This is a genomic window from Pseudomonas sp. FG1, from assembly GCF_034313875.1.
GTDB classification, from domain to species: Bacteria; Pseudomonadota; Gammaproteobacteria; order Pseudomonadales; family Pseudomonadaceae; genus Aquipseudomonas; species Aquipseudomonas veronii.
In genome coordinates this window covers 4,751,178-4,776,609 of the sequence record NZ_JAVIWP010000001.1, presented here as the reverse complement: position 1 = coordinate 4,776,609, position 25,432 = coordinate 4,751,178, and the positions used below count along the sequence as shown (strand labels likewise).

General features: G+C 60.1%; 26 protein-coding genes and 3 pseudogenes. 22 read left to right on the top strand and 7 right to left on the bottom strand.

Annotation, left to right across the window (positions count from 1 at the left end; genetic code table 11):
• Window positions 1-25 precede the first annotated feature (25 nt).
• The 6 genes from RGV59_RS21775 to cptA are packed head-to-tail and all read left to right on the top strand — an operon-like array spanning window position 26 to window position 6,428.
• A complete protein-coding gene (locus RGV59_RS21775) occupies window positions 26-289 on the top strand; it encodes an acyl carrier protein (protein WP_017845645.1) in 264 nt (87 codons plus the stop codon).
• The gene (gene spt / locus RGV59_RS21770) at window positions 276-1,475 is read left to right on the top strand and encodes a serine palmitoyltransferase (RefSeq protein WP_046383325.1); all 1,200 of its coding nucleotides are present in this window, start codon (window positions 276-278) and stop codon (window positions 1,473-1,475) included. Before RGV59_RS21775 ends, spt begins: the two co-directional genes overlap by 14 nt.
• A complete protein-coding gene (locus RGV59_RS21765) occupies window positions 1,472-3,211 on the top strand; it encodes an ABC transporter ATP-binding protein (protein ID WP_017845647.1) in 1,740 nt (579 codons plus the stop codon). The genes spt and RGV59_RS21765 overlap by 4 nt, the downstream gene beginning before the upstream one ends.
• Before the next feature lies 1 nt (window position 3,212).
• Complete coding sequence (locus RGV59_RS21760) at window positions 3,213-3,947, top strand: hypothetical protein (protein ID WP_026139859.1); 735 nt, start codon at window positions 3,213-3,215, stop codon at window positions 3,945-3,947.
• Window positions 3,947-4,690 (top strand): hypothetical protein, encoded by a 744-nt coding sequence (locus RGV59_RS21755; RefSeq protein ID WP_126586818.1) that lies wholly within the window; start codon window positions 3,947-3,949, stop codon window positions 4,688-4,690. Before RGV59_RS21760 ends, RGV59_RS21755 begins: the two co-directional genes overlap by 1 nt.
• A gap of 4 nt (window positions 4,691-4,694) precedes the next feature.
• Window positions 4,695-6,428 (top strand): phosphoethanolamine transferase CptA, encoded by a 1,734-nt coding sequence (cptA, locus tag RGV59_RS21750; RefSeq protein ID WP_126586816.1) that lies wholly within the window; start codon window positions 4,695-4,697, stop codon window positions 6,426-6,428.
• Between the two features lie 8 nt (window positions 6,429-6,436).
• Here cptA and RGV59_RS21745 read toward each other — a convergent pair whose 3' ends face one another.
• Complete coding sequence (locus tag RGV59_RS21745) at window positions 6,437-7,357, bottom strand: LysR substrate-binding domain-containing protein (RefSeq protein WP_017845651.1); 921 nt, start codon at window positions 7,355-7,357, stop codon at window positions 6,437-6,439.
• A gap of 511 nt (window positions 7,358-7,868) precedes the next feature.
• Window positions 7,869-8,141, bottom strand: a complete 273-nt coding sequence (locus RGV59_RS21740; protein ID WP_167331350.1) for a helix-turn-helix domain-containing protein — start codon at window positions 8,139-8,141, stop codon at window positions 7,869-7,871.
• Between RGV59_RS21740 and RGV59_RS21735 the strand changes: the two genes are divergently transcribed.
• From RGV59_RS21735 to RGV59_RS21720, 5 genes and pseudogenes are all read left to right on the top strand, one after another.
• Entirely contained in the window at window positions 8,089-8,751 is a 663-nt protein-coding gene (locus RGV59_RS21735; RefSeq protein ID WP_322247044.1) for a DMT family transporter, read from the top strand. The genes RGV59_RS21740 and RGV59_RS21735 overlap by 53 nt on opposite strands.
• On the top strand, window positions 8,751-8,981 hold the full coding sequence (locus tag RGV59_RS21730) for an acyl carrier protein (RefSeq protein WP_102617487.1): 231 nt from the start codon (window positions 8,751-8,753) through the stop codon (window positions 8,979-8,981). Before RGV59_RS21735 ends, RGV59_RS21730 begins: the two co-directional genes overlap by 1 nt.
• Window positions 8,978-9,115 (top strand): annotated as a pseudogene (locus RGV59_RS31845) (hypothetical protein); the annotation flags it as partial. The gene RGV59_RS21730 and the pseudogene RGV59_RS31845, both read left to right, overlap by 4 nt.
• 29 nt (window positions 9,116-9,144) lie before the next feature.
• Window positions 9,145-9,291 carry a hypothetical protein gene (locus tag RGV59_RS21725; RefSeq protein WP_322247043.1) on the top strand — a complete coding sequence of 49 codons (147 nt, stop codon included), beginning with the start codon at window positions 9,145-9,147 and terminating at the stop codon, window positions 9,289-9,291.
• Window positions 9,292-9,322: 31 nt separating this feature from the next.
• Window positions 9,323-9,454 (top strand): hypothetical protein, encoded by a 132-nt coding sequence (locus tag RGV59_RS21720; RefSeq protein ID WP_260473931.1) that lies wholly within the window; start codon window positions 9,323-9,325, stop codon window positions 9,452-9,454.
• 336 nt (window positions 9,455-9,790) lie between these two features.
• On the opposite strand, the gene RGV59_RS21715 is transcribed toward RGV59_RS21720, so the two are convergent.
• Window positions 9,791-10,684, bottom strand: coding sequence for an AraC family transcriptional regulator (locus RGV59_RS21715; protein WP_126587391.1), 894 nt, complete (start codon window positions 10,682-10,684; stop codon window positions 9,791-9,793).
• Window positions 10,685-10,822: 138 nt separating this feature from the next.
• Between RGV59_RS21715 and RGV59_RS21710 the strand changes: the two genes are divergently transcribed.
• From RGV59_RS21710 to RGV59_RS21700, 3 genes are read left to right on the top strand one after another with little or no spacing between them, the layout of a single operon-like run.
• Complete coding sequence (locus RGV59_RS21710; RefSeq protein ID WP_102617486.1) at window positions 10,823-11,566, top strand: SDR family NAD(P)-dependent oxidoreductase; 744 nt, start codon at window positions 10,823-10,825, stop codon at window positions 11,564-11,566.
• Window positions 11,567-11,583: 17 nt separating this feature from the next.
• A complete protein-coding gene (locus tag RGV59_RS21705) occupies window positions 11,584-11,985 on the top strand; it encodes a VOC family protein (protein ID WP_126587390.1) in 402 nt (133 codons plus the stop codon).
• On the top strand, window positions 11,982-12,956 hold the full coding sequence (locus RGV59_RS21700) for a saccharopine dehydrogenase family protein (protein ID WP_126587389.1): 975 nt from the start codon (window positions 11,982-11,984) through the stop codon (window positions 12,954-12,956). Before RGV59_RS21705 ends, RGV59_RS21700 begins: the two co-directional genes overlap by 4 nt.
• 16 nt (window positions 12,957-12,972) lie before the next feature.
• On the opposite strand, the gene RGV59_RS21695 is transcribed toward RGV59_RS21700, so the two are convergent.
• Window positions 12,973-13,866: an AraC family transcriptional regulator gene (locus tag RGV59_RS21695; RefSeq protein WP_102617483.1), complete on the bottom strand. Its 894-nt coding sequence runs from the start codon at window positions 13,864-13,866 to the stop codon at window positions 12,973-12,975.
• A gap of 194 nt (window positions 13,867-14,060) precedes the next feature.
• On the opposite strand from RGV59_RS21695, the gene RGV59_RS21690 reads away from it, so the two are divergent.
• Window positions 14,061-14,810, top strand: coding sequence for a glucose 1-dehydrogenase (locus tag RGV59_RS21690; RefSeq protein WP_102617482.1), 750 nt, complete (start codon window positions 14,061-14,063; stop codon window positions 14,808-14,810).
• 299 nt (window positions 14,811-15,109) lie between these two features.
• On the opposite strand, the gene RGV59_RS21685 is transcribed toward RGV59_RS21690, so the two are convergent.
• Window positions 15,110-15,691, bottom strand: a complete 582-nt coding sequence (locus tag RGV59_RS21685) for a helix-turn-helix domain-containing protein (protein WP_126587388.1) — start codon at window positions 15,689-15,691, stop codon at window positions 15,110-15,112.
• A 156-nt stretch (window positions 15,692-15,847) separates the two neighbouring features.
• Between RGV59_RS21685 and RGV59_RS21680 the strand changes: the two genes are divergently transcribed.
• The 6 genes and pseudogenes from RGV59_RS21680 (at window position 15,848) to RGV59_RS21665 (ending at window position 22,514) form a co-directional block, all read left to right on the top strand.
• On the top strand, window positions 15,848-16,741 hold the full coding sequence (locus tag RGV59_RS21680) for a DMT family transporter (RefSeq protein WP_322247042.1): 894 nt from the start codon (window positions 15,848-15,850) through the stop codon (window positions 16,739-16,741).
• A gap of 707 nt (window positions 16,742-17,448) precedes the next feature.
• Window positions 17,449-18,549: an ABC transporter substrate-binding protein gene (locus RGV59_RS21675; protein WP_126587209.1), complete on the top strand. Its 1,101-nt coding sequence runs from the start codon at window positions 17,449-17,451 to the stop codon at window positions 18,547-18,549.
• Window positions 18,550-18,573: 24 nt separating this feature from the next.
• Window positions 18,574-20,880 (top strand): annotated as a pseudogene (locus RGV59_RS31840) (ATP-binding protein); the annotation flags it as partial.
• 36 nt (window positions 20,881-20,916) lie between these two features.
• Window positions 20,917-21,423, top strand: a pseudogene (locus tag RGV59_RS31835) (response regulator transcription factor); the annotation flags it as partial.
• Window positions 21,424-22,284: a sensor histidine kinase gene (locus tag RGV59_RS31830; RefSeq protein WP_376741863.1), complete on the top strand. Its 861-nt coding sequence runs from the start codon at window positions 21,424-21,426 to the stop codon at window positions 22,282-22,284.
• A complete protein-coding gene (locus tag RGV59_RS21665) occupies window positions 22,281-22,514 on the top strand; it encodes a hypothetical protein (RefSeq protein WP_226926183.1) in 234 nt (77 codons plus the stop codon). Before RGV59_RS31830 ends, RGV59_RS21665 begins: the two co-directional genes overlap by 4 nt.
• 15 nt (window positions 22,515-22,529) lie before the next feature.
• Here RGV59_RS21665 and RGV59_RS21660 read toward each other — a convergent pair whose 3' ends face one another.
• Window positions 22,530-22,718 carry a hypothetical protein gene (locus RGV59_RS21660; RefSeq protein WP_017845657.1) on the bottom strand — a complete coding sequence of 63 codons (189 nt, stop codon included), beginning with the start codon at window positions 22,716-22,718 and terminating at the stop codon, window positions 22,530-22,532.
• Window positions 22,719-22,871: 153 nt separating this feature from the next.
• Window positions 22,872-23,786 (bottom strand): LysR substrate-binding domain-containing protein, encoded by a 915-nt coding sequence (locus tag RGV59_RS21655; protein WP_017845696.1) that lies wholly within the window; start codon window positions 23,784-23,786, stop codon window positions 22,872-22,874.
• Between the two features lie 269 nt (window positions 23,787-24,055).
• Between RGV59_RS21655 and RGV59_RS21650 the strand changes: the two genes are divergently transcribed.
• Window positions 24,056-25,078: a zinc-dependent alcohol dehydrogenase family protein gene (locus RGV59_RS21650; RefSeq protein ID WP_102617476.1), complete on the top strand. Its 1,023-nt coding sequence runs from the start codon at window positions 24,056-24,058 to the stop codon at window positions 25,076-25,078.
• Window positions 25,079-25,432: the final 354 nt, after the last annotated feature.

Sequence of the window (25,432 nt, the reverse complement as noted above, 5' to 3'; positions counted from 1 at the left end):
TTCATACAGATATCAGACTCTTTTTATGTTGAAGCGCGAAGTCGTCACCGACTACATCCTGGAATGCCTGAGCGGCTTGACCGCCGACAAGCAACGGCCAGTAGGCCTGCACAGCAACCTGATCGAAGACCTGGGCCTTGAGTCCATCAAGATCATGGACTTGCTGATGATGCTGGAAGACCAGTTCGACCTGTCTATCCCAATCAATATCCTGATCGATGTCAGCACACCCGCCGATCTCACCGACGCACTGATGATCTACCTGGAGGAGCATCATGGGGTTGTATGACAGTTTTTCCCGCCTGGCACAGGAGCGCGAAGCGTTCCAGGACGACGGCCTCAACCCTTTTGGCACCTGCATCGATGAGGTCCATTGCGCCACCCAGGGACGCATCGGCAATCGTCGCGTCATTTTGGCCGGTACCAACAACTACCTGGGCCTGACGTTTGACCCTCAGGCCATTGCCGCCGCCCAGGCTGCCCTGGTCGAGCAGGGCACTGGCACCACCGGTTCACGCATGGCCAACGGCAGTTACGGCGGGCACGTGGCACTGGAGCAGGAGTTGGCGGCGTTCTTCGAGCGGCCATCCGCGATTGTCTTCTCCACCGGTTATGTCGCCAACCTGGGCATCATCAGCGCCCTGGCGACGCCCAAGGCCGTGGTGCTGCTCGATGCCGATTGCCACGCCAGTATCTACGATGCATGCGCCCTGGGAGGGGCGCAGATCATCCGTTTTCGTCACAACGACGCCGCGGACCTTGAGCGACGCATGGTGCGCCTCGGCGAACAAGCCAAGCATGCGCTGATCATCGTCGAAGGCATCTACAGCATGCTCGGTGACGTGGCTCCGCTGCAGGAAATCGTCGAGATCAAGCGCCGCCTGGGTGGTTACCTGCTGCTGGACGAGGCGCACTCCTTCGGCGTGATGGGCGCGACTGGCCGTGGCCTGGCCCAGGCGCTGGATGTGGAGCAGGACGTCGATATCATCCTCGGGACGTTCAGCAAGAGCCTCGCGGCCATTGGCGGCTTTGCGGTGGGTAATGACCGCGGCATGGAAGTGCTGCGCTATGCCAGTCGTCCTTATATTTTCACCGCCTCGCCGTCGCCATCGGCCATTGCCTCCGTGCGTTCGGCGCTGCAGACCATTGCACAAGCCCCTGAGTTGCGCGAAAAGCTGTGGCAAAACGCCCATCGCCTGTATGACGGCCTGGCAGCATTGGGTTACCAGGTGGGCCCGCACGCCAGCCCGGTGGTGCCGGTGATGATCGGTACCAAGGAGCAGGGCGTGCGCTTCTGGCGAGCGTTGATCGAGCACGGGGTGTACGTGAACCTGGTGCTGCCGCCGGCCGCGCCTGCGGGCATCACGCTGGTGCGGTGCAGTGTCAGCGCGGCCCATTCGGAACAGGAAATCGACGTCATGGTGGAGGCCTTCGCCGCCCTGCGTGACAGCGATATCCTGGAGTCGGTGGCATGAGAATCATCCTGGCATTCGGCAAATCCTACCCCCTTCGCACTATCTTGATGCTGCTCAGCCTGGTGGTCGCCGGTGTGGTGGAGGGCGCGAGCCTGACCACCATGCTGCCCCTGGTGTCGGTCATGCTGGGTGACAGCGGCCACTCAAGCATGGTGGCCGGCCATGTTGCCAGCGTGCTGCACAGTGTAGGGCTGGAGCCCTCCATCACCGTACTGTTGATTATCATCGTGGTCGGCATGTCCTTGACCAGCCTGCTGATTCTGCTGGCCAACCGTCAGGTGGGCTACACCGTGGCACACGTAGCCACGGACCTGCGTGTCGACCTGATCAATGCCACGCTGGGCAGCCGATGGGAGCATTACCTGCGTCAGCCGGGCGGGGCCCTGGCCAACGCCGTGGCCACCGAGGCGTTCCGTGCCTCGACGGCCTACGAGCACGCCGCCAACATGGTGGCCCTGACGATTCAGGCCATTGCCTACGCCATCATTGCCTTCGTGGTGTCCTGGCAGGCCGCCCTGGTGTGTATTGCCCTGGGCCTGACCATTTTACTGGCCTTGCGAGGCCTGGTGAAAACCTCGCGCAAGGCCGGCAAAAGCCAGACCGGGCTGATGCGCGAACTGCTGATCAACCTGAGCGACACCCTGGGTTCGGTCAAACCGCTGAAGGCGATGGCCCGCGAGGACATCGCCGATTCGCTGCTGCGCAGCCAGGCGACCGAGCTCAACATTGCCATGGAAAAGGAAGTCACCAGTCGCGAGACCCTGCGCGCCCTGCAGGAGCCGCTGCTGGCGCTGCTGGCCGCAGGCGGTCTGTACGCCGGCCTGGTGATCTGGAAGCTGCCGATGTCCTCGGTGATGGTGCTGATATTCATGGTCGTGCGCGTGCTTGGGCTGATGCACAAGGCGCAGCAGCGCTATCACCGCATGGTCGGGCAGGAGAGCGCGTTCTGGGCCCTGCGCGAGGCGGTGGAAGAAGCCGAGGCCCAGCGCGAACCCGCCGGCGGCAGCCTCCAGCCAACGTTGGCCCGGAACATTGTGTTCGATCAGGTTTCGTTTACCTACGGCGGTCGACGCGTCCTCGACGAGGCCAGCGTGAGTTTCGAGGTGGGCACCATGACAACGCTGGTTGGCCCGTCGGGCACCGGCAAAACCACGGTTCTTGACCTGCTGTGCGCTTTGCTGGTGGCTCAAGACGGCAGCATCCGCGTGGATGGCCGGGCGTTGGGCGATCTGCAACGGCGCAGTTGGCGCCGGATGATCGGCTACGTGACCCAGGAAACCCTGCTGCTACACGACAGTGTGCTGGCCAACGTCACCCTCGGTGAGCCGTCATTGACCGAAGCCGATGCCGAGCATGCGTTGCGTCAGGCCGGCGCCTGGGAATTCGTGCAGGGCCTGGATTACGGCCTGCACACGCGGGTTGGGGAGCGGGGCGGCCAACTGTCCGGTGGTCAGCGCCAGCGGATCATTATCGCCCGCGCGCTCGCGCACCGGCCCCGCCTGCTGATCCTGGACGAGGCCACCAGTGCGCTGGACGCCGAATCCGAAGCCGACATCTGCGCCACGCTCAAGGCGTTGACGCCGAACATCACCATTATCGCCGTGTCGCACCGTCCGCGCCTGATCGAGGTGGCGGACAAGGTTGTCGAGTTGGTCGAGGGTAAATTCAAGGTCGTGACAGGTGGGCATGCGCCGCTGCCGCGTCCCGCTCTGAGCCATGGCACGGGAGGCCGCTGAGATGTCGATGAACCATGAGAACGAACTAGCACCGGTGATCGCCTTTGTAGGCTGCGATGGTGCGGGCAAGACCACTGTTTCCGACGCTATCCTGGCGTGGATGCGCGAGTCCGGACAGGTTGAGAGCTGCCATCTGGGCATCCAATCCAAGGCCTTGGGCGAGAAACTGGTGGGCTTGCCGATGGTGGGGGGCGTACTCAAGCGTCTGATTGCCAAAAACTCGCCGAAAACAGTGTCGCCAGGCGAAGCGTCGCGAACCTCGATCGAGGCGCCGAGTACCCTGGCGGCGGCCGCGATTTTTCTGCTGTCTGTACGGCGTTGGCGGCGCTATCAGAAGATGATGTCGCTGCGACGCCAGGGTGTTGCGGTGATCGCCGATCGCTTTCCGCAAATTGCCGTGGCCAAAATGAAGATCGATGGCCCGGGCCTCAGTGGCGTACCGCATCGCAATGCGCTGGTGCGCTGCCTGGCACGTTGCGAGCGCTTGCTGTACTGCTACATGGTGAGCTATCGCCCTGACGTGGTGATTCGGCTCAATGTCGATCTGGAAACGGCCTACAAGCGCAAACCGGACCACCGCTACGCGTCGTTGGCCACCAAAATCGCGTTGGTGCCGCAGCTGGAATACCAGGGCAGTCCGATCATTGATCTGGACAGTACCCAGCCCCTGGATACCGTCATCGACCAGGCCAAGCATGCCATCAACGCATGCCTGGCCCGCCAGCGCGCCGTGTAATGGCCAGCCGTAGCGCCTTCCGGCGCCTGGCGCCGTTGGTCGCCATCATCGGCCCGGACGGTGCCGGGAAGACCACCACGGCGCACTACCTGTGCTCGGTCATTGCCAATAGCCAATATGCCTACCTGGGGCTGGGCTCCGGGGCGCTGGGGCTGAAGATTCGGCAGTTGCCGTGGATAGGCTCGATGCTGGAGCGGCATCTGTCCGCCAAGGCCAGTCGGGCTCGAACGCCCGGCGAGCGTATTCCCGGGCCTGTCACGGCTGCGGTCATCTACCTGTTCGGCAGGCTGCGCTGGCGTCGTTTCCTGCACATGCTGCACGTGCGCGAGAGCGGGCGGCTGGTGATCTGTGACCGCTACCCGCAGGCGCAGATCGCCGGGCTCAACGATGGCCCTGGCTTGTCGGCCGCCCATGCCACTGGTTGGTTAACCGCGTTGCTGGCCCGGCGTGAGCGCGACCTCTACATCGAGATGGCCCAGATACCGCCCACGCTGGTCATCCGGCTCAATGTGGACGCCCACACGGCCTGGGCGCGCAAGCCCGACCATGACCTAGCCCTGATCGAGCGCAAGGTGGCCGCCACCGCGGCCTTGACGTTCCCCGGGGCGCGGGTGGTCGAGGTCGATGCGGGCTTGCCGCAGGCCCAGGTGCATGCCATTTGCCGTCAGCTCATCGAAACACTGGTCAGTGAGACCCCGGGCTTTTCCTCATCTCTTGAACCGCAGGTTACACGCGTTGAATAAATCTATGCCCCATCTCGGCGCCCAGCCCTTTGCGAATGCCTCTGGCACGCCGCTCCTGCGCCGTTCCAGTGCCCGCTCGCTGGCCGTCATGTACCTGTTTTTCTGGTATTTTTCCGGCCCCCTGCAATGGTTGATCTACCATGCCGATGTCGCCGGCCTTGACGGCTTCTGGCAAGCCAGCGCGGCAAGCCTGCTGTGGCTGATCCCACCATTGCTGTTTCCGCGCTGGACGCGGCCCATCGTCGGGTTGATAGGGCTGGTGTTGTGGATGTGCTCGCTGACTGCGCTGGCTTACTTCCTGATCTATGGCCAGGAGTTTTCGCAAAGCGCGATCTTTATCATGTTCGAGTCCAACATGAGTGAGTCCAGTGAGTATATTTCCCAGTATTTCTCCTGGTCTAAATTGGCCGTGCTGGTGGCCTATACCGTCATCGCGCTGGGGTTATGGTTCAGGGTTCGCCCCGTTGCGTTCTCGGGGCGTGCCAAGGTGGTGTTGTGCCTGCTGATTGCCTTTGCATCGGTGGGCTACTCAGCCCTCCATGAGTACCGCAAGCGTGGCGACCTGGACATGCGCATCGGTAAGTTTCAGCAGAATCTGCAGTCGGCATCGCCTTGGCAGATGGTCATTGGCTACACGCAGTACCGTCAGCAATTGGCCGATATGGCGAATATGTTCGAGGGCTGGAAAGCCATTGCGCCCTTGCAGCATCAAGTGGATGCCCATGCCGGGCAGCCAGCGACAATGGTGTTGGTTATCGGCGAGTCGACTGATCGCCAGCGCATGAGTCTGTACGGCTACACTCGCCAGACCACGCCACAGCTGGATGCCTTGCGGCCCGAACTCGACGTGTTTGATCAGGTAGTGGCGCCGCGGCCGTATACCATCGAAGTGCTGCAGCAGGTGTTGACTTTTGCCGACCAGGAGCACCCGGACCTGTACCTGACGACACCTTCGTTGATCAGCATGATGAAGCAGGTTGGTTACAAAACGTTCTGGATCACCAATCAGCAGACCATGACCCAGCGCAATACCATGCTCACCACCTTTTCCAAGCAGGCGGACGAGCAGGTCTACCTGAACAACAACCGGAATCAGAATTCCACCAGCCAATACGACGAAGACGTGCTGGAGCCGTTTAGCCAGGTTCTCAAGGACACGGCGCCGCGAAAGCTGATCGTCGTGCATCTGCTGGGCACCCACATGAACTACCGCTACCGGTTTCCCAGCGGCTACGCGCGGTTCCAGGACAGCGCCGAGGTACCGCGCTATATCACGGACAAGACGCTGCGCAAATACAACGACTATGACAATGCCGTGTTCTACAACGATTACGTGGTCAGCTCGTTGATTGATCGCTTCAAGCGCTCCAACCCGCATGGCTTCCTGGTGTATCTGTCAGATCATGGTGAGTCGGTGTACGACCCGGTGGCCCCGCACATGCTGGGGCGCAATGAAGAGGCGCCGACACGGCCAATGTACACCGTGCCTTTCCTGGTATGGCGCTCGCCGAGCTGGAAAGAGGACAACCCACTCGATCTGCGCGATGCATTACATCGCGAGTGGACCACGTCGCACTTCATCCACACGTGGGCGGATCTGGCAGGGCTGCGCTTCGACACGTTCGAGCCGTGGAAAAGCATCGTCAACCCGGCCTATCAGCGAGGTCAGCTACTGATTGGTGATCCTCGCCAGCCGGCCAAATTGCGCGACTTCAACACGCTGGGCAGCGCCCCTTGAATTGCCGGCTAAGCAGCAGTGGCGGCCAGGTTGCCCATGTGCTGCTCTAGCCGGGTGCGCAACCAGCGCTCGGCCGGGTCGTTGTCAGTCAGGCTCAGCCAGACCATGGACAACTCCTGTGCCGGCACCTCGAACGGGCAGGGTTCGTCGCGCAAATTGCCCCACCCCAGCAACGCCTTCGCCGCGTAGTCGGGGCAGCTCGCCAGCAGATTGGTCGCGTTGAGGGCCGCCGGCAGCGAGCTGAACTGCGGAATCGACAGTACCACCTTGCGGTCGCGGCCGATTTTAGCCAGGCATTCATCGACGATACCGTGGATATTGGCCGTGTAAGAGACTTGAACATGGGGGCGGGTACAGAACTCGTCCAGGGTCAAAGGTGCGTCAGCGTTATCGGCGCGCAGGATGCGTGGTTCGACGCGTCTGAGCAGTTTGCGCTTGGCATTCGCGGGCAGTTCACGGGTCTCGGTGATGCCGACGGTGATGTCGCCAGACGCCAATAGGTCGGGAATGCGCCAATAGTCGGCATGCTGGATGATCACGACCACGTTGGGGGCTTCATCGCGCAGCGCCGCCAGAAAGGGCGGCAGCAGGGCGAATTCGACGTCGTCGGAAAGGCCGATCTTGAAGGTCAGGCAGCTTTCCAGCGGATCGAACTGGTGTGCGAGGCTGAGCGCCGTGGCCATGGCATCCAGCGCTGGCGACAGATGCCGGATGATTTCTTCGGCGCGGCGAGTGGGCTCCATGCGGTGGCCTACTCGAACAAACAGGGGGTCATTGAACAGCGTTCGCAGCCGTCCCAGTGCTGTGCTGACGGTTGGCTGGCCTAAATACATTTTTTCGGCGACGCGGGTGACGTTTTGTTCCTGCATGAGCGCTTCGAAAATGACCATCAGGTTGATGTCGGATTTTCGCAGTTCATTTCGATTCATGGGCGCCTTTCAACTGCCGTGCAAGTTGGCGCATGGCAGTGCCGGGAAAGTTGAGCTAAGAGTGTCTGATGGTCGAGCTAGACGCACTCAGGCCATAGAAAATATTTCAAATTGTTACGCGGCGCGAAACTTAGCATGTGCTTTTCAGTGGCACCATCGCGCTTTCTGGAATGCCTAGTTACCGTTTTCGCAACAATGGTGAGCGATCGCTGTTACGGAAGCTCTGAAAAAGACTTACTACGTCAACTTTTTGCGGGCAACGCAGATGTGTACCAACGGCGTGCGAGAGATGGGCGGGGCAGGCAGAAAAATTTCAAATATGCCCCCAATCTTGCCCCTAGGTCGCTCGTGATACACGAGCGAGCGAAAATGGCGGGAGCTGGAAAAATTCCATCAGGGTTCTAATGGTTATTGTTAACTCCCCATTGGAGTCAGGGGTATCGTGAGTCGCTGTCAGGGCGTCCAGAAAATTCAGGGCGATTCATCCTTTGGCGTGTCCATGGCGCCTACCTCAGGAATGCTCTATCACCATCACTGCAGTAGTGTCCGCCTCAAGTGCTTCGAACACGTGAGGCACATTCGCCAGGTAGCTGATGTAGTCGCCGGCATTCAGCAGCGACCACAAGGTTTCGATGCTGGGGTTACCGATTCCCGACTCCAATTGAGACAAGGTCGACTTCGCCACCCCGGCGCGCTTCGCCAACTCGGTCAAGGAAAGCCCGGAGGCCGTGGTGTTCTGGCGTTGCTTGTTCGGCGCGATGGCGATGCTGGTTGCGTGCCTGATCCTCGGGGTGCTGCGCCGCTCCCTGATCAGCGCCTACAAACATTCCTCTATCGCCATTGCCACGGTGGTCTACCACGTTCAGCCGTTCATGCTGGTCGGTTTGGGTGTGCTGTTTTTCGCTGAACGCCTCAGCGCCGCCAAGGTTGGCTGGCTGCTGTTGGCCTTCGCCGGGCTGATGCTGATTGTGTCCGCCAAGGGCAGTGGGCAGGCCACCGGCGCCGACTACGTGCTCGGCGTTTGCCTCGCCCTGGCTTCGGCCTTTTTCTACGCGTTGGCGGCGGTGATCACCAAGCGCCTCAAGGACTTGCCCGCGCACCTGATCGTGCTGATCCAGATGGTGGTAGGCGTGGTGGTCCTGGCCCCGTTCGTGGATTTTGGCAGGGTCGATACGGTCGAGGGCGCCTGGACATATCTGATCATTATCGGCGTGGTCCATACCGGGCTCATGTCGACCCTGCTGTACAGCGCCATCCAGAAAATCCCCACGGCGCTGGTTGGCGCACTGTCGTTCATCTATCCGGTCGTTGCCATCCTGGTCGATGGACAGCGAGTGGCGGGACTGATTAAGACTTTTCCCAACCTACAGTTCCACACAACAAGAGTCATGTGATGACCGTAAGTAACGAAGCTATCGTCCAAGCCATTGCCGCGCGTTTCAACATCGAAGAAAGCCGCATCGTCCCTGATGCCTCCCTTGAGGACCTGGGTTTCGACTCGCTGTCGCAGGTCGACCTGGCCCAGTTGCTGAGGAAGAAACTCGGCGTGCAGATCAGCGATGCACAGCTGTCGGAGGTCGCCACTGTCGGTGACGTTCTGGCGTTGGCCAACGGTAAGGCGTGATCCTCAACGAAGTGCTGGCGGCGACGAACCATTTGCGCGAGCAATGGGGCGTGACGGTGCAGGTCTGGAGTGTCACCAGTTTCAGTGAGCTTGAGCGCGATGCCAGGTCAGCCCTGCACGCATGCCTGGCGGGTACGCAGACTACACAGGGACATGTCGAGCAATGCCTGGGCGGGGCCGCGCGGTCGTGGCGGCGACGGACTATGTCAGTGCGCCGTTCAAGGTGCTGGGCACGGATGGTTTCGGCTGTTCAGACACGGTCGCCAAAGCCCGTCGTGTCATGGACGGTACGGATAATCGCCATGCTTGACCGTCGTGGATAGCCAGGATTGACCTGGGCAGTGTTCCAACTCAGCTACCTGTGGCTGGTGTGGCAGGTGCTGTCATATGACCTTGAGGGGTGGCGTACCTTGCTGGTCGCCAACCATCTGGCTCAGCAGCAGTGCCTGCAACTCTTTTGCGTGCCGTTGTGAGTGCCCGGTCATCCAGCGTTTAAGTATGCGCCGGCTTGAATCAAAGACTCTCAGGATCGCTAAAAACATTTTGACTAGGCTCTAGGACGGTCGTTTCAGCTCAAAAAAAAATTGTGCCCCCACTTGCGCCGGCTGTGCCAGCAATCATGAATGGCGATTCCTGATAAACACCGGCTTGGATTTGGCTGGCTTTCAGTGTAATTCCACATTTGATCTGGAAGTCGGGGCCAGAACTCAATCGTCAAGAGACCGGCTATCAGCGATAGCGAACCGGTAAATCCGCATTAGCTGAAGGTCATGGATCTCTTCTAGCCGGTTATCTGATTCTCCAACTGATTAGCGTCTGATGGCGCTCGTTTCCCTGAGGATTCTCCCGGCGTCTTGTGCAGGAGCAAGTCCAAACACCCGTGAATAATCCCTGCTGAATTGTGTCGCACTTTCATAGCCGACCTCGAAGGCAGCAGCCATGACGCTCTTGGCATGGGCCACCATCAGTGTTCTAGCCTGGAGCAGGCGAACCCGTTTTTGATACTGCAAAGGGCTCAGGCTGGTCACTGCTTTGAAGTGACGGTGAAACGCCGAGACGCTCATTGATGCTCGTTCCGCCAGGCGTTCCACCCCAATTGGCTCAGCGAAGTCACGGCGGATCCACTGGATCGCCATGTTGACTCGGGCCATTGCCGTATCCGGTGCCGCGATCTCCCGCAGCATCCAGCCATGGGGACCCTGGAGCACACGGAAGATAATCTCCCGTTCATAAACCGGGGCCAGGGCTGCGATGGCGTCCGGATCGCCCATTAATCGCAACATTCGCACCCAGGCATCCATCAGGTCGGTTGTGACTGGCGCTACGGAAAACCCGAGCGTGCTCTCAACGCGGCTGGCAGGTTTGGGCAGGTCTGCAAATAGCGTCGACAGCACTGTCGGGTCAAGAGTCAGACTGACGGCCAGGTAAGGTTCTCCCGATACGTTCGGATGCACAGACCCCACCGCGGGTAAATCGATGGACATGACGAAATAGGTCGCAGGGTCATACCGAAGCGTCCGATCCCCCACGCTCATGCTTTTACTGCCTTGCAGGATCAGATTGATCATCGGGTCATAGACCGCCGCCAGCATGTGTTCGGGGATTTTGCCCTGAACCATGGCCACGCGGGGGATGCCCGTTTCGGTACGGCGATTTTCAGCCCTGGCCGCGAGCGACCTTAGTTCATTCAGTTGATTGTCCATGCCGGGCATGCTGACGGCAGAACCCTGCGCCATGCAAGCGAAAAGCAGAAACAGGCAGGTTTCGAGTAGAAACGGGTACGACCCTGCCGGTCGTGATGAGTACTGTGGGGCCACATATAAGCCACAGAGGAACATCAAATGAGCATCATCGTGATTACCGGTGGCAGCCGTGGAATCGGTGCCAGTGCCGCCGAGCACATTGCTCGGCGCGGTATGGGGGTCATCCTGACCTACAACACTGATCCCCAGGCTGCCGACACCGTCGTGGAACGTATCGAGCGCGTCGGTGGCAAGGCTGTCGCTCTCAAGCTCGACGTGTCTGATGTCGGTAGCTTCGAGGCATTTCGGCAGTCAGTGGAACTGACCTTAAGGGACACCTGGAACGCCACCACGCTAAGTGGCCTGGTCAACAACGCCGGCTACGGTCTGTTCAATCCCTTGGCAACTGTCACCCAGGCACAGTTCGATGGTCTGTTCAACGTGCACCTCAAAGGGCCGTTTTTCCTCACCCAAACCCTACTGCCGCTGTTCTCGGAAAACGCCAGTATCGTCAACCTGACGAGTGCCACTACCCGCGTCGCCACCGCTGGCGTGGCGCCCTATGCGGCGTTTAAGGGGGGGCTCGAAGTGCTCACCCGTTACATGGCCAAAGAATTCGGCGAGCGGCGAATACGGGCCAACGCGGTATCACCCGGCGCCATCCGTACCGAATTGGGTGGCGGGCTGAACGCTGAGTTCGAGGCGAAGCTGGCGGCGCAAACGGCACTCGGCCGGGTCGGCGAGCCGGAAGACGTCGCGCGCGTTATCGCCATGTTAGTGTCAGAGGAGGGCGCCTGGATCAATGCCCAGACCCTCGAAGTGGCCGGCGGCTACAACATCTGAATCATGAGGGTTGTGCCATGCTGGATCATATCTTTTTGTCCGTGAGCGATATTGCACGGTCCATCCGTTTCTACGAAGCTGCCCTGACCCCGTTGGGTATCACCGTGCGCCTGAACTACGATGGCAAGGATGGCCCACCGGGTCATCCTGACCTGAAAGGCTTCGGTGCCAAAGGCCGGATGTTTTTCTGGTTGCGTGAAGGGGTTGTGGACGGGCGCGCGGTACAGGTTGGTTTTGTCGCAAGCAGCCAGGCTGAAGTTGATGCCGCTTATACCGCTGCCCTGCATCAGGGGGCGGTCGACAACGGCCCGCCTGGGGCACGCTTGCATTACGATCCCGACTACTACGCTGCCAATGTGCTGGACCCGGATGGGTACAGCCTCGAATTTGTTTTTAAGAAATGGCAGCACATCCAATGAGTAGGCTTCTGATATACGGCGCAGCGGGCTATACCGGGCGGATGGCTGCTGAGCGAGCAAAAGCGCTCGGTCTAGATTTCGAAATCGCCGGGCGTAATGCCAAGCGTCTCGAATCGCTCGCAGCGCAGTTGGACGTGCCTTATCGGGTGTTTGATACCAATGATGCCCAAGGCTCTTTATCTGGCATCTCAGTATTGCTGAACTTCGCAGGGCCATTCGCACAAACGGCCGAATCGTTGATGCACGCCTGTATCAAGGCCGGCGTGCACTATCTGGACATCACTGCCGAGATCAATATTTACCGCATGGCCGAGGGGCTGGGCGCTGAAGCGGCTGCGAATCACGTCATGCTGTTGCCGGGTGTCGGCTGGGATGTCGTTCCTACCGATTCGTTGGCGGTGCATGTTGCCACGCGTGCAGTAAAACCGGTTGCGCTGAGTATCGCGCTTCAGGTCCCCGGTTTGATGTCTCGCGGGTCTGCGATGAGCGTCAGCGAGATCATCGGCGCAGGCGTGCTCGCCAGGGTCGATGGCGAACTTGTTGCGACACCGGACGCAGCGCCGCGCCTCTTTGATTTTGGCCAGGGGCCGGTCCTCTGTGCACCATTGTCTTTCGGCGACCTGGTGACGGGCTGGCATTCGACCGGCATCCGCAACATTGCGATGTTCGTGCATCTCACGGGTGATGCGTTTCCCGAAGGTGATCTGTCGCAGTTGCCTGATGGCCCCACACCTCAGCAAAGGGCCGCTCATCGCGCGCGTGCAGTGGTTGAGGTCACCGGGACAGATGGCGCAATCGCGCGGTCGGTGATTGAAACCGTGAACGGCTATTCCTATACGCCGCTGGCGGCAGTAGAAGCTGCGCGTCGGGTACTGAACGGAGAACGGCAGCTGGGTTTTGCAACACCGGCCAACGTGTTTGGTGGTGGGTTTGCCGAGAGTATTGCCGGCACGGTGATCACCGACTTCTGAGGTGGGTGTTGGCTGTTCAAGAGGCTGTTATAAACTCTTCAGCAGGGGCAGGCGTCCTGAATCTGGCCGCGTCCCGTGCCGGAGGCAGACCGAACAGGCGTGCGTACTCCCGGTTGAACTGGGAGGCGCTTTCGTAGCCAACGGTATAGGCTATGGACGTCGCGTCGAGTGTATCGAACAGCAACAGCCAGCGCGCCCTCAGCAAGCGCAGGCGCTTCTGGTACTGAATCGGTGTCATGGCTGTCACGGATTTGAAGTGCCGATAGAAGGCGGCAACGCTCATGTCTGACATGCGCGCCAGTGGTTCGACGCGAAAAGGCTCGGCGTAATGCTCACGGATCCATTGGGTAACGCGGCGGATCTGCGTCATTCGGCCATCCGGTCGTGCAACGTCACGGAGAATGCCGCCCAATGGTCCTTGTAGCGCGCGCAACAAAATTTCGCGCTCTATCATAGGCGCCAGTATCGCAATCTCATGTGGGCGATCCATGAGCCGCATCATTCGTAACCATGCATCAACCATTTCGGCTGGCGCACGCACGCCCTCAAAACACGAGTTTTGTGATGCCCTCGGTGCCTCGCCCTCGTCCATCAGCAGCGTAGCGATTACATCGGGATTCAAGGTCAGACTGACCGCAAGATAGGGCTTATCCAGGGTGTCGGCGTGAACCTGGCCCGTCGCGGGCACGTCGACGGGCACCAGGAAATAGGTGCCTTCGGCATACCTGGAAACATCCGCACCTATCGATAGGGTTTTGGTGCCTTGAAGCACCAGATGCAACATCGGCGGATAAACCTGATCCGCACAAGCCTCTGCCCGGACCATGGCCACACGGGGCAATCCGGTTTCAGTCCACTTGTCTTGCGCGCGCATCACGATACTGCGCAGTTCTGCCAGTGACTTTTCCATACCTGCCACCGTGAGCTAAACCCTGGTGCATAGCAAGCTAGCTGAGAAGAATAGGCAAGGATGTGCGAATAACCGGCAAACGTCTGATCTTTCGATCGCTGAATACTGATAGCACGCGGCTCGTTGCACTAGCGGTCATTCAGGCCCCGACTGCAATCAGGCCTCATATCACGTCATTTTCAAAAGGTCAGTTTATGAAACTCGAAGGAAAAGTAGCGGTTGTCACGGGCGCCTCCAAAGGCATAGGCGCCGGGATCGCCAAGGCTTTGGCCGCAGAGGGCGCAACAGTCATCGTCAACTACGCCTCCAGCAAGTCCGACGCGGACGCAGTCGTTGCGCAGATCGCAGAGAACGGCGGTTGTGCCTTTGCTGTCCAGGCAGACATGAGCCAGGCAGCTGATGTGGTTCGACTGTTTGAAACGATCCGGACCAAATACGGAACCCTGGATGTGCTGGTTAACAATGCCGGTGTCGCGGTGTTCCAGATGATCGATGACCTGACTGAAGAAGCCTTCCACAAGCAGTTCAACCTGAACGTGTTGGGCTACCTTCTGGCTGTACGCGAGGCCGTCAAGCTGCTGGGCCCGACAGGCAGCATTATCAATATCAGCTCGATTCTCAGCACCGATCCCTACCTGGCTTCGAGTGTTTACTCGGCGACCAAGGGCGCGGTCGATACCTTGACCTTTGCACTGGCCAGGGAGCTGGGGGCGCGTGGTATCCGGGTCAACTCGATCCTGCCAGGGCACACGAACACGCCGGCGACTGACGGAAATTTTGCCGGTGAATTTGGTGAAAAGCTCATCGCGGGAACTCCGCTGGGTCGCTTCGGTGAGCCAGAAGATATCGCACCATTGGCCGTGTTCCTGGCGTCGCAGGACTCGCACTGGGTGACAGGCGAATCCATCCGGGCTTCAGGCGGTGTTCGTGGTGTGGGCTACTGACGCCACTGAACCAACCAAAGACGCACGCCCCCGTTACTATTGAGTAATGGGGGCGTGCTTCCAACAGTGCAGGCGCGTGGACAGGCCCCGGACTCAGCACATTGTCCAGAATGCCTGTGAAATGGCAGAAATGATCAGCTTAATGGCCTGCCCGACGAAGCCTAGAGACTGTCAGGATCGCCAAAAAACATTTTGACTGGGCTCTAGGACAACATTTTCAGGCAGAAAAATTTCAAATATGCCCCAAGTTGCCCCCAGGTCGCTCGTGATACATGAGCGAACGAAAAATGGCGTCTACCTCAGGAATGCTCTATCACCATCACTGCAGTAGTGTCCGCCTCAAGTGCTTCGAACACGTGAGGCACATTCGCCAGGTAGCTGATGTAGTCGCCGGCATTCAGCAATACAGGCCCAGTCGCCGGGCCAATATGGGCGCTGCCGCTGCACAGCACTACGTGCTCTACGGTTCCCGGTGGGTGAGGCTGAGACAGCCGAACTTCGCCGGGCTGCACCTTGAGCCGGTAGATGTCGCGCTGTACTCCCGCCTGGCAATCGGCAAGCAGTGTCGCTGCGTAATTGGCAGTCTCGGCATAGGCGGTCATGCCCTCGTTGGCACGAATCACCCGCAACGGCTGTTGGGGTTGCTCGAAGAACCGGGTGACTTGCAAACCCATTGCCATCGCCAGCGACCACAAGGTTTCGATGCTGGGGTTACCGATTCCTGACTCCAATTGAGACAAGGTCGACTTCGCCACCCCGGCGCGCTTCGCCAACTCGGTCAAGGAAAGTCCTGCGGCCAAGCGTTCGCGTTTGATTGAAAGCGCCAGCAGGTCGATTCGGCTCGGGTTATTTCTCGGCAGGTTGTTCGTTATGTTGTTCATTCGTTTTATAAATCATCCTTAACTGGGTTGACGCGCTTTGGCGCCGTGTTCATTATAGTGGTCACTTATTCATTATAAAGTTCGTTTTTGCCGAGGCAGCGTCCGCGAATGGCGGCTTAGGTTACGGCAATGTCGGCAGCAAGGAAGCAGTGAGTGATGAAGTCGCAATCCCGTGGGACGCTCGAAATGATCTCGGCCATGGTCATCTCCGGCACGGTGGGCTGGTTCGTCATTATGTCGGGGCAGGCCCCGGAGGCTGTGGTGTTCTGGCGTTGTTTGTTCGGTGCCCTGGCGATGCTGGTCACGTGCCTGGTGCTTGGGGTGCTGCGTCGGTCCCTGATCAGCGCCCGGCAGTTCATTCTGGTATGCCTGGGCGGGGTGGCGCTGATCCTCAACTGGGTGCTGCTGTTCAGTGCCTACAAACATTCCTCTATCGCCATTGCCACGGTGGTCTACCACGTTCAGCCGTTCATGCTGGTCGGTCTGGGTGTGCTGTTTTTCGCTGAACGCCTCAGCGCCGCCAAGGTTGGCTGGCTGCTGTTGGCCTTCGCCGGGCTGATGCTGATCGTGTCCGCCAAGGGCCGTGGGCAGGCCACCGGCGCCGAGTACTTGCTCGGCGTCTGCCTGGCCCTGGCTTCGGCCTTTTTCTACGCCGTGGCGGCGGCGATCACCAAGCGCCTCAAGGACTTGCCCGCGCACCTGATCGTGCTGATCCAGATGGTGGTAGGCGTGGTGGTCCTGGCCCCGTTCGTGGATTTCGGCAGGGTCGATACAGACGAGGGCGCCTGGACATATCTGATCATTATCGGCGTAGTCCATACCGGGCTCATGTCGACCCTGCTGTACAGCGCCATCCAGAAAATCCCCACGGCGCTGGTTGGCGCACTGTCGTTCATCTATCCGGTCGTTGCCATCCTGGTCGACTGGGTTGCCTTTGCCCATCCGCTCAGCGCACTGCAAGTGCTTGGCGCGAGCGCGATCCTGCTGGCGGCGGCGGGCATGAATTTTGGATGGTCGCTGGGCCGTGCCCCGCGTCAGGAAGCGAACTAGGGCCGGGTGTGACACCACGCGCCTCAGATAATTGACAATCAGCAAATTTCCAGCGGCCTGGATACCACGCCCGAATGGATAGAATCGCGCACGGGCATTCGTGAGCGTCGAATGGTCAATGATGGGTTGAGCATGCTCGACCTGGCAATCAAGGCTGGCGCGCGCGCTTGCAAGGTGTCTAGAGAATCCGGGGCGATTCAGTCGCTCAATTGGCTGAAATCCTCCAAGACCCCGCGCGAAGCGGGCACTTTGATACTATGATCATTGCCAATGCAGGGGGTCCAATTGCCGGCCGCCAAGGAGAGGAATCTGTATGTGTCTGCTTCTTCATGCCTGGTCCTGCTATTGGAACGACCGAATGAGTAGCCTGGTAACGCGTGTCCATCGGCCCTTCGTAGGGCGACACAACCGAAGAGCTTGGGCAACTGGCCAAGGGCACTAACCCCATCAAAGCCAGTGTCGTTGGCCAGCAGTCCGATGCCGGCAAGACACTAGGTGGGTGGGCTTCAGGTTTTTTTAAAAGGCAATATGGAACAACCCCGCACGCGCCATACAGGGAAACGTTCAATGCCTGCGCCAAACTTCACAGTGTCGAAGATCTCCTATCTGCGGGCCAACTGCTCCAACCAGATCGAGCCGTCGATCCAGGCTGCCGGCAGGTGCGGGTGGATTACTGCTGGTCAATCCCTGGCACGTCGGAGAACAGCATGAACGCTAAACCAATCCACACACTCTTGTGGCGCTTCGCCGGCTGCGTGGCGGGGCTGGCGATAGTTGCCGCCAATCCAGCCCAAGCGGCTGACGATGGCAGCGCTGGCGGCCCGACCGCAGGCTATAGCATCGCCTTCAGCAATTCCTACGCGGGCAGCGATTTTCGCAAGGTGATGGTGCGCAACTGGCAGGAAATTGCGCTCCAAGCGCAAAAGGATGGCTTGATCCGGGAGGCCCCGGTGGTCAGCGCCAATAACTCGGCATCGGAACAGGCGGCCCATATCCAGGACATGATCGTCAAGGGCGTCAATGCCATTGTCATCCTGGCCGCTTCCGACACGGCCCTCAACGGGGTGATCCGCGACGCCTGCAACGCCGGCATTGTGGTGGTCGTCATGGCCAGCCTAGTCACCGAACGTTGCGTCTATACCGTGGATTACAACTGGTCCGCCATGGGCCGTGTGGAAATGGATTACATCGCCGAGCGTCTTAAGGGCAACGGAACGTTGCTGGAGATCCGCGGCATAGCCGGCGATGCCACCGATAAAAACATCAGCGACGGCATTCGCAAGGCCGCCAGCGACTATCCGGGACTGAAATTCGCCAAGACCGTGTACGGGAACTGGACGGCTTCCGTCGCCCGCAAGGAGGTGGCGCTGGCGCTGCTGTCGTTGCCCAAGATTGATGCCGTGGCGACTCAGGGGGGCGATGGTTACGGGGCGGCCATGGCGTTCAAGGCGGCAGGACGCCCTTTGCCGATCATCGTGATGGGGAACCGCCAGGACGAACTCGCCTTGTGGAAACAGGAGCGCGATGCCAATGGCTACGAGACCGTCTCTGTCTCTGCCTCGCCGAGTGTCTCCCAAGTGGGGTTCTGGGTGGCCCAGCAGATCCTGGCGGGCAAGCCGGTGCCGAAGTTCGTCGAGGTGCCGCTGGTGCGTATCGATGCGAAAGACCTGGACACCTGGCTCGCCACTATGCCGGTGGGCGGCGCCGCCAATCCTTTCTACAGCCAGGCTTCCGTTGCGGCGATGATCGACGCGGCCATCAACAATACGGCGGCGCCGGGGCCTTTGCCGGAGGTCAAGAAACAGTAGCGGCGGGCTAGGAGGCGAGGCCCCATGTTGACATTCAAATCAGCCACGGCCAGGCCCATTGCCGTCAGGATCGGCCTGGCGGTTGCCGCACTGGTGTTCTTGATGCTGGCGGTATCGCTGGTGAACCTCTACGGCCTGCGAGGCATGGTACGTGCGGTGGATTCCGCCAGTCATTCCGCAGAGATCCTGGCCTCGGTCAACGGGGCCACCGGGCGGGTGGAAAACTTCATTGCCACCCGCGACCAGGAAAGCTTGTCCCAGGCAGAAGGCATGGTGGCGACGGCTATCGCCGGCCTTGACGACATTCCGGTGGTAGAGGCGCAATCGCTCAAGGGCAGTCTGGAAAGACTCTCTGCGGCGATCGCCGCCTTACGGGCGGCGACCCTGACCATGGATGGCGAAACGGAGAACATGACAGCCCACTACAGCCGAATGCGAGAGGCGACGATCCTCGTCGAACAGGGCATCGCCGATGGGCTGAAGGGGCTTGATTCCCGCGCCGCTGACCACAAGGCGCAGGTGAGCAATATTGAGAGCGCCCATCGCATCCTGGATATCCTGCGCAACGGCGAGCGGATCATCACCGCCAATGTGGCCAAGGTGCTGGTGACCGGTGATGGGGCGGCCGCCACTGCGGCGAGGAACGCCTGCGCGGCACTGCCGCCCGTGGTCGAGCAATTGCGCGAGTTGATGGAGGCGCCACAGGAGGTGGAGGCCCTGGGGCAGTTGGCGACGGCGATCACTGCTGCCAGCCTGGCGGTCGAGCAGCTTGGCAAGGCGCCCAAGCTCCTGGGAGGCGAGGCTTTGCGAGATCTCGGCGCGGTTGGGGATGTGGCCGAGCGCCTCGAAGCAATGTTGGGTGAGGTGGACGAGCACATTGCCCGTGACGCCAGTGACATTCAGGCAGCCACCGGTTTACTGCAAAATGCAGCCGCATTGTCCAAGCGTTTCGCCGAGCGGGTGGCCACCCTGGAAGCGCAGACGTTGTCGTTTCGCCTGTCACCGTCGGCCGAGGTCGCCGACTCTGTCGGCACCATCCTGGATGAGCTCTCCCGTCTCTCGCGCGTTCTCCCTTCGTCTGTCGGGCCGCAGACCAACGCTACACCCCTGACGGTCAGCGATCAGATTGCTGGCTACCGGGCCGCATTCGCCAGGTTCCATCAGGCGAGCAACGCCTTGAGCGACGCGCGTGACCAAGTTCGCAACGAGGCACGGAGCGCGGGCCTGTTGGTTGCGCGCTTCGCTGGCGAGGCGCGCTCAGACGCCTTGGCCCACAAGGATCGCGGCATGCTTGCGGCAATCATCGCGGGCACCGTCGCCATCCTGCTGGCCGGTGCCATCGCCTGGAGCACCTCGCGGTTTGTCGCGCAGCCCATCGTCGCCCTGGCCTCGGTCATGCGCCGGCTTGCTGCCGGTGACCTGACCGCCGAGATCGCCAGCGTTGGACGCGGCGATGAGATTGGGATCATGACGCGGGCCGTGCGGGTGTTCCAAGAAAATGCGTTGCGCATCCGGGTGTTGGAGGCCGAAGCCGACGCCGAACGACAGCAGGTCCAGGCCTCGTTGGAGAGAATGGTCGCCGAACGAACCGACACGCTGCACCGGCAGACTGAGGTGCTGGAGGCGCAGGCCGTCGAGCTCATTCAGGCGCGCAACCAGGCCGATACGGCTAACCAGGCCAAGAGCGATTTCGTGGCCACGGTCAGCCACGAATTGCGCACCCCTCTGACGCTCATTCTGGCCCCGCTGGAGCAGCTCTCGGCGGCGACTACCCCGCCGGCAGACTGGCGCGTGCAGATCGAGCGCGCCCAACGCAACGCGCTGCGCTTGATGAACCGGGTGAACGACATCCTCGATTTTTCCAAGGCTGAAGCCGGCAAGTTTGAGTTGTGCCCGGCGCCGATTGATTTGAACCAGGCGGTGGGTGTGCTGGCCGAGGATGCGGCCATGGTGGCCAAGGGCAAAGGTTGCACCTTGACCTGCAGCATCGATCCCGTCCTTGGCACGGTGTTCCTGGACCCCCGGCACTTCGAGAAGATTCTGCTCAACCTGGTGAGTAACGCCATCAAGTTCACCCCCGCTGGCGGTACCGTGCATCTGGCCGTCACTGCGCTCGATGACGAGCGATTTGAGCTGTCGGTGCAAGACTCGGGCATTGGCATTGCGGCTGACAAACTGCCGCTGTTGTTCCAGCGTTTTTCCCAGATCGATAACTCCGCCACGCGCCAATACAGCGGCACAGGCATAGGTCTCGCCCTGGTCAAGGATCTGGTCGAACTGATGGGGGGCGAAGTCGGCGTCAACAGTGAGCCTGGACGGGGGGCGTGCTTCTTTGTTCGATTTGCGCGGGGGGCTGAGCAAAACACAGTGCCGACCGAAGTCAGCGATATACATGAGCAATCGTCACCCACCACAATCATCACAGCCGAGCAGCGCCACCTGCTTTTCGACGACGGTCGCCATGGCAGTAGCAACGACCAAGCCTCGACTGGAGAGGGCACCCCGGAGCACGCCTTGCAGTCCAGGGTGCTGGTGGTAGATGACAGCCCGGAAATGCTTAGCTACCTCAGCGAGCTTTTGCGCGACGACTACATCGTCGTCACCGCCGCTGACGGAGAACAGGCCTGGGCAACACTGCAGCGTCGAGCAATCGATGTCGTTCTCTCGGATGTGATGATGCCGGAGCTCGACGGCTTTGGCCTGACCGCCAGAATCAAAGCCAGCGCGGGTTTCGCCCATATACCCGTCATCCTGTTGACCGCCCGCGGCGGCAGCGAGGCCTGCGTCTCCGGGCTGGAGAGTGGCGCCGATGACTATATTGCCAAACCCTTCTCGCCGCTGGAGCTCAAGGCTCGCGTACGCGCGGCCCTACGCATGAGCCAGGTGCAAGCCGAACTGAATGCAAAATCCCGTCAGGCGGGCATGGCCGAAATCGCCACGACGGTGCTGCACAACGTCGGTAATATCCTCAACAGCGTGAATGTATCGGCAGAACTGGTCAGCAGTCAGATGCGCACTTCCAAGGCCCAGGGCCTGGGCAAGGTGGCTCAGATGCTGAACGAGCATATCAATGACCTGAGCGAATTCCTCACCCGCGACAACAAAGGGAAGATGCTGCCCGACTACCTGCTCAAGCTGGCGGAGGTGGTGACGGCAGAGCAACAGGGCATCATCGAAGAGCTCGGGCAACTCACCAAGGGCATTGACCACATCAAAACCATTGTTGCGGCCCAGCAGTCCTATGCCGTTGCCGTCAGTGTCGTCGAGACAATACCGGTCTCAGAGCTGATTGATGATGCCTTGCGCATGAGTGCCGGGGCACGGGTGCGCCAGGAGGTGATAGTGGTCAAGGACATTGCCGACTTGCCCCTGCTGTCGCTGGACCGTCACCGAGTGCTGCTGATTCTGATGAACCTGATCAGAAACGCCAATCAGGCGTTGGACGGCGTGGTCGATCGCAGCCCGTGCATAATGTTCAACGCCGCCCTCGCGGACGGGCCAGTACTGCGTATCACGGTAACTGACAACGGCAGCGGGATTACGCCCGAGCACCTGACGCGTATCTTTTTCCATGGCTTCACGACGCGCAAAGAGGGACACGGTTTCGGCCTGCACAGCTGCGCGCTCGCCGCGCAGGAAATGGGTGGCAGCTTGACCGTGCACAGCGACGGAGCGGGACAGGGCGCAACCTTCATCCTCGAAATCCCTCTTGATGCTCAGCAGAGCAGGGAATGAGCACCGAACCTAAACCCATTAATTTGAATCATCTGCATCTGTTTGATGTTTTTGAAGGCTGCAGAGATAGGGTGGATGATGCTGTTTATGAGCAGCTTTGCAGGATTGTTGCTCAGTCGTGGAGGATGGTGTTACTGAGTAAATTTCCAGAAAAGAAATTTTGCGTGCAAGCGATAGTGTCTGATCAGGAATATGGTCCAGTGGTTACTTTCTCCCAGGTCAGAGAGTAGCTTCATGGATGTCATCTAATCGATGGCATTGCACTGCAGACCCGTTGGAATCCGTGGCGTGCCGTTGGCTTCACAGGTCCGCCGCAGTGGGGCGCAGGCAGCCCACCAAGCCACTGCTGGGCAGGTCGCCGTAGCGGACACCATATCGAAGCCGTCTTCCACCAAGTCCACCACACGGTCGTTGGCCTGCAATTCGATACCCACTTCCGGGCAGGTCTTGAGATGCGCGGCGAGCGCCGGGATCAGTCGGTCCGAGGCCCAGGGTCGCCGAGGCGTAGCAATCCACTGGAAGTGGATGGAGTTCCATGGTTTGTGGAAAGGCAGAAATGATCAGATGAACAGCCTGCCCGACGACGCCTAGAGACTCTCAGGGTCCCCAAAAAACATCTGAATCCGCGACCGCAACCAACGCTCACCCGGATCATTGTCCTGCGAGCCCCGCCATGCCATGTGCAACTCGAACGAGCGCACCGGCAGTGGCGGATCCTCGGCTCGCAAGCCGCCCGCCGCGGTCAGGGCCTCGGCGGCGTAGTCCGGCACGATGGCGACGATGTCGGTCCCGGCAAGCAGGGTGCCCAGGCCGTTGAATTGCGGCACGGCCAACACCACATGGCGTTTGCGGTCGAGCTTTTCGAGTTCTTCGTCGATAAACCCACTCAAATCCCCGGCAAATGACACCAGCGCATGAGGGCGGGCGCAGAAGTCGTCCAGGCTGAGGGCGCCGGGCACGCTGTCGGCGCGTAGCAGTTTCGGCAGGCTGCGGCGCAGTACCTTGCGCTTGGCGTTGGCCGGTAGCTCGGCGGTGTAGCTGACGCCGATGGAGATTTCGCCGGAGGCGAGCAGACCGGGCATCAGGATGTAATTGACACGGCGCACGACGAGCACGATGCCGGGGGCTTCGGCGCGCAGGCGTTTGAGCAGTTGGGGGAGCAGGGCGAACTCGACGTCGTCCGACAGGCCGATGCGGAACACGGCGGTGCTGGTGGCCGGGTCGAATTCGGCGGCGCGGCTGACGGCGGTGGAAATCGAGTCCAGGGCCGGGGACAGCAGGGCGAAAATTTCCACGGCGCGGGCTGACGGCTCCATGCTGCGCCCGGTACGCACAAACAGCGGGTCATCGAAAAGACCGCGCAGGCGCGACAACGCCGCGCTGATGGCCGGCTGGCCGAGGAACAATTTCTCGGCGGCACGGGTCACACTGCGCTCATGCATCAAGGTTTCGAATACGATCAAGAGGTTAAGGTCGACACGACGCAGGTCGTTACGGTTCATCTTGTGTCCTGGATGAGTCTGTAAACTTGACGAGAGCGGCCATACATGATCCCTATGATCTCCATGCTCGGAGCATGACCGGCATGAATCTTACGGGGAAAGGCTGGTACTCTGCACCGGCTAATTGAGTTTTCCTACGATAGTTGAGGTCTATTCCTCAGTCGCGGAATCAATGACAGACATGTCGACTATTAACGGCGACCGGTGGTCTTACCCGGAAAGCCCAGATAGAGTTCAGGGCAATAGAGGTTACTTTGACGAGGTTTGCGATGTCCCGCACGATCCGTTTTCACAAGTTTGGTCCGGCTGAGGTGCTCAAGTGCGAAGAGCATGCAGCCGCGCAGCCTGCACCGGGCGAAGTGCAGGTACGTGTCGAGGCAATTGGCATCAGTTGGTATGACATTTTGTGGCGCCAGAACCTGGCGTCTTCCCACGCACGTTTGCCGTCCGGCCTTGGCCACGAGATGGCCGGGGTGGTCGTAGCCCTGGGCGACGGCGTGGATGACTTGGCCGTGGGCGATAAAGTCGCCAGTTTTCCCGCCGAGAGCCCCAATGATTACCCGGTGTATGGCGAACAAATCGTCCTGCCCCGTTCGGCGTTGACCCGTTATCCGGATGTCTTGAGCCCGATCGAAGCCAGCGTGCATTACACGCCGCTGTTGATTGCATATTTTGCATATGTGGACTTGGCGCGGGTCAAGCCCGGCCAGTTTGCCTTGGTGACCGACGCCAGCCACTGCGCCGGCCCGTCCTTTGTGCAACTGGGCAAGGCCTTGGGTGTGCGTGTGATTGCCGCGACCAAGGACAGCGCGGAGCGCGAGTACCTGCTGTCCCTCGGGGCGGAAAAGGTCATCGTCACCGAAGAGCAGGACCTGCTCATGCAAATCAACAAGTTCACTGATAATCGCGGCGTTGACGTGGTGTTCGATGGCTTGGGCGGCCCGCAGATGTCGTTACTCGGTGATGTCTTGGCGCCGCGTGGCAGCTTGGTGCTGTATGGCCTGCAAGGTGGCAACCAGACGCCATTCCCGGCCTGTGCGGCGTTCCAGAAGAATATTCAGTTCTTTGTGCATTGCATCGGCAACTTCACCGGCAAACCGGAGCTGGGCATCATCCAGGACCAAGTGGCATTGCAGCGCGCGTTGCGCGACATCAACCAGATGACCGCCGACCGCGTGCTGGTCCCGCTGAAAACCACCGTGTTTCCATTCAGCCAGTTCGTCGAAGCGCACCGCTACATGGACGAATGCCCGTGCCGTGAGCGCGTCGCATTGCAGGTTGAAGCTGTTTGAGCTGTAGGAGTATTCGCAAATGAATACTCCGGCGTCTGAACGGATGGGGCAAATGCGCCATTTGTCAGGGCTTAACCCTCGCGGCGTTTAAGCCGCCGTCAGGGCGCCAGGCCCCGCAAAACACGAGCTTTCCCCCCGATGCCGCGCTGTATTCCAGCGCGGCATCTGTGTGCGCGCGTAATCAACGGCTTGCCCAATTGCCATCTGAACTGGTTTCTTGCGGCGTTCTGTATCTGTTAATCATTATGCCAGTGCCGATAATCGTGACTTCACTCTCATCTCAAGGATTGAGCAATGATTGAATGTCTGACGTTCCGGCCTGATACATATGAAATTAAATTATCGCGATGCTTG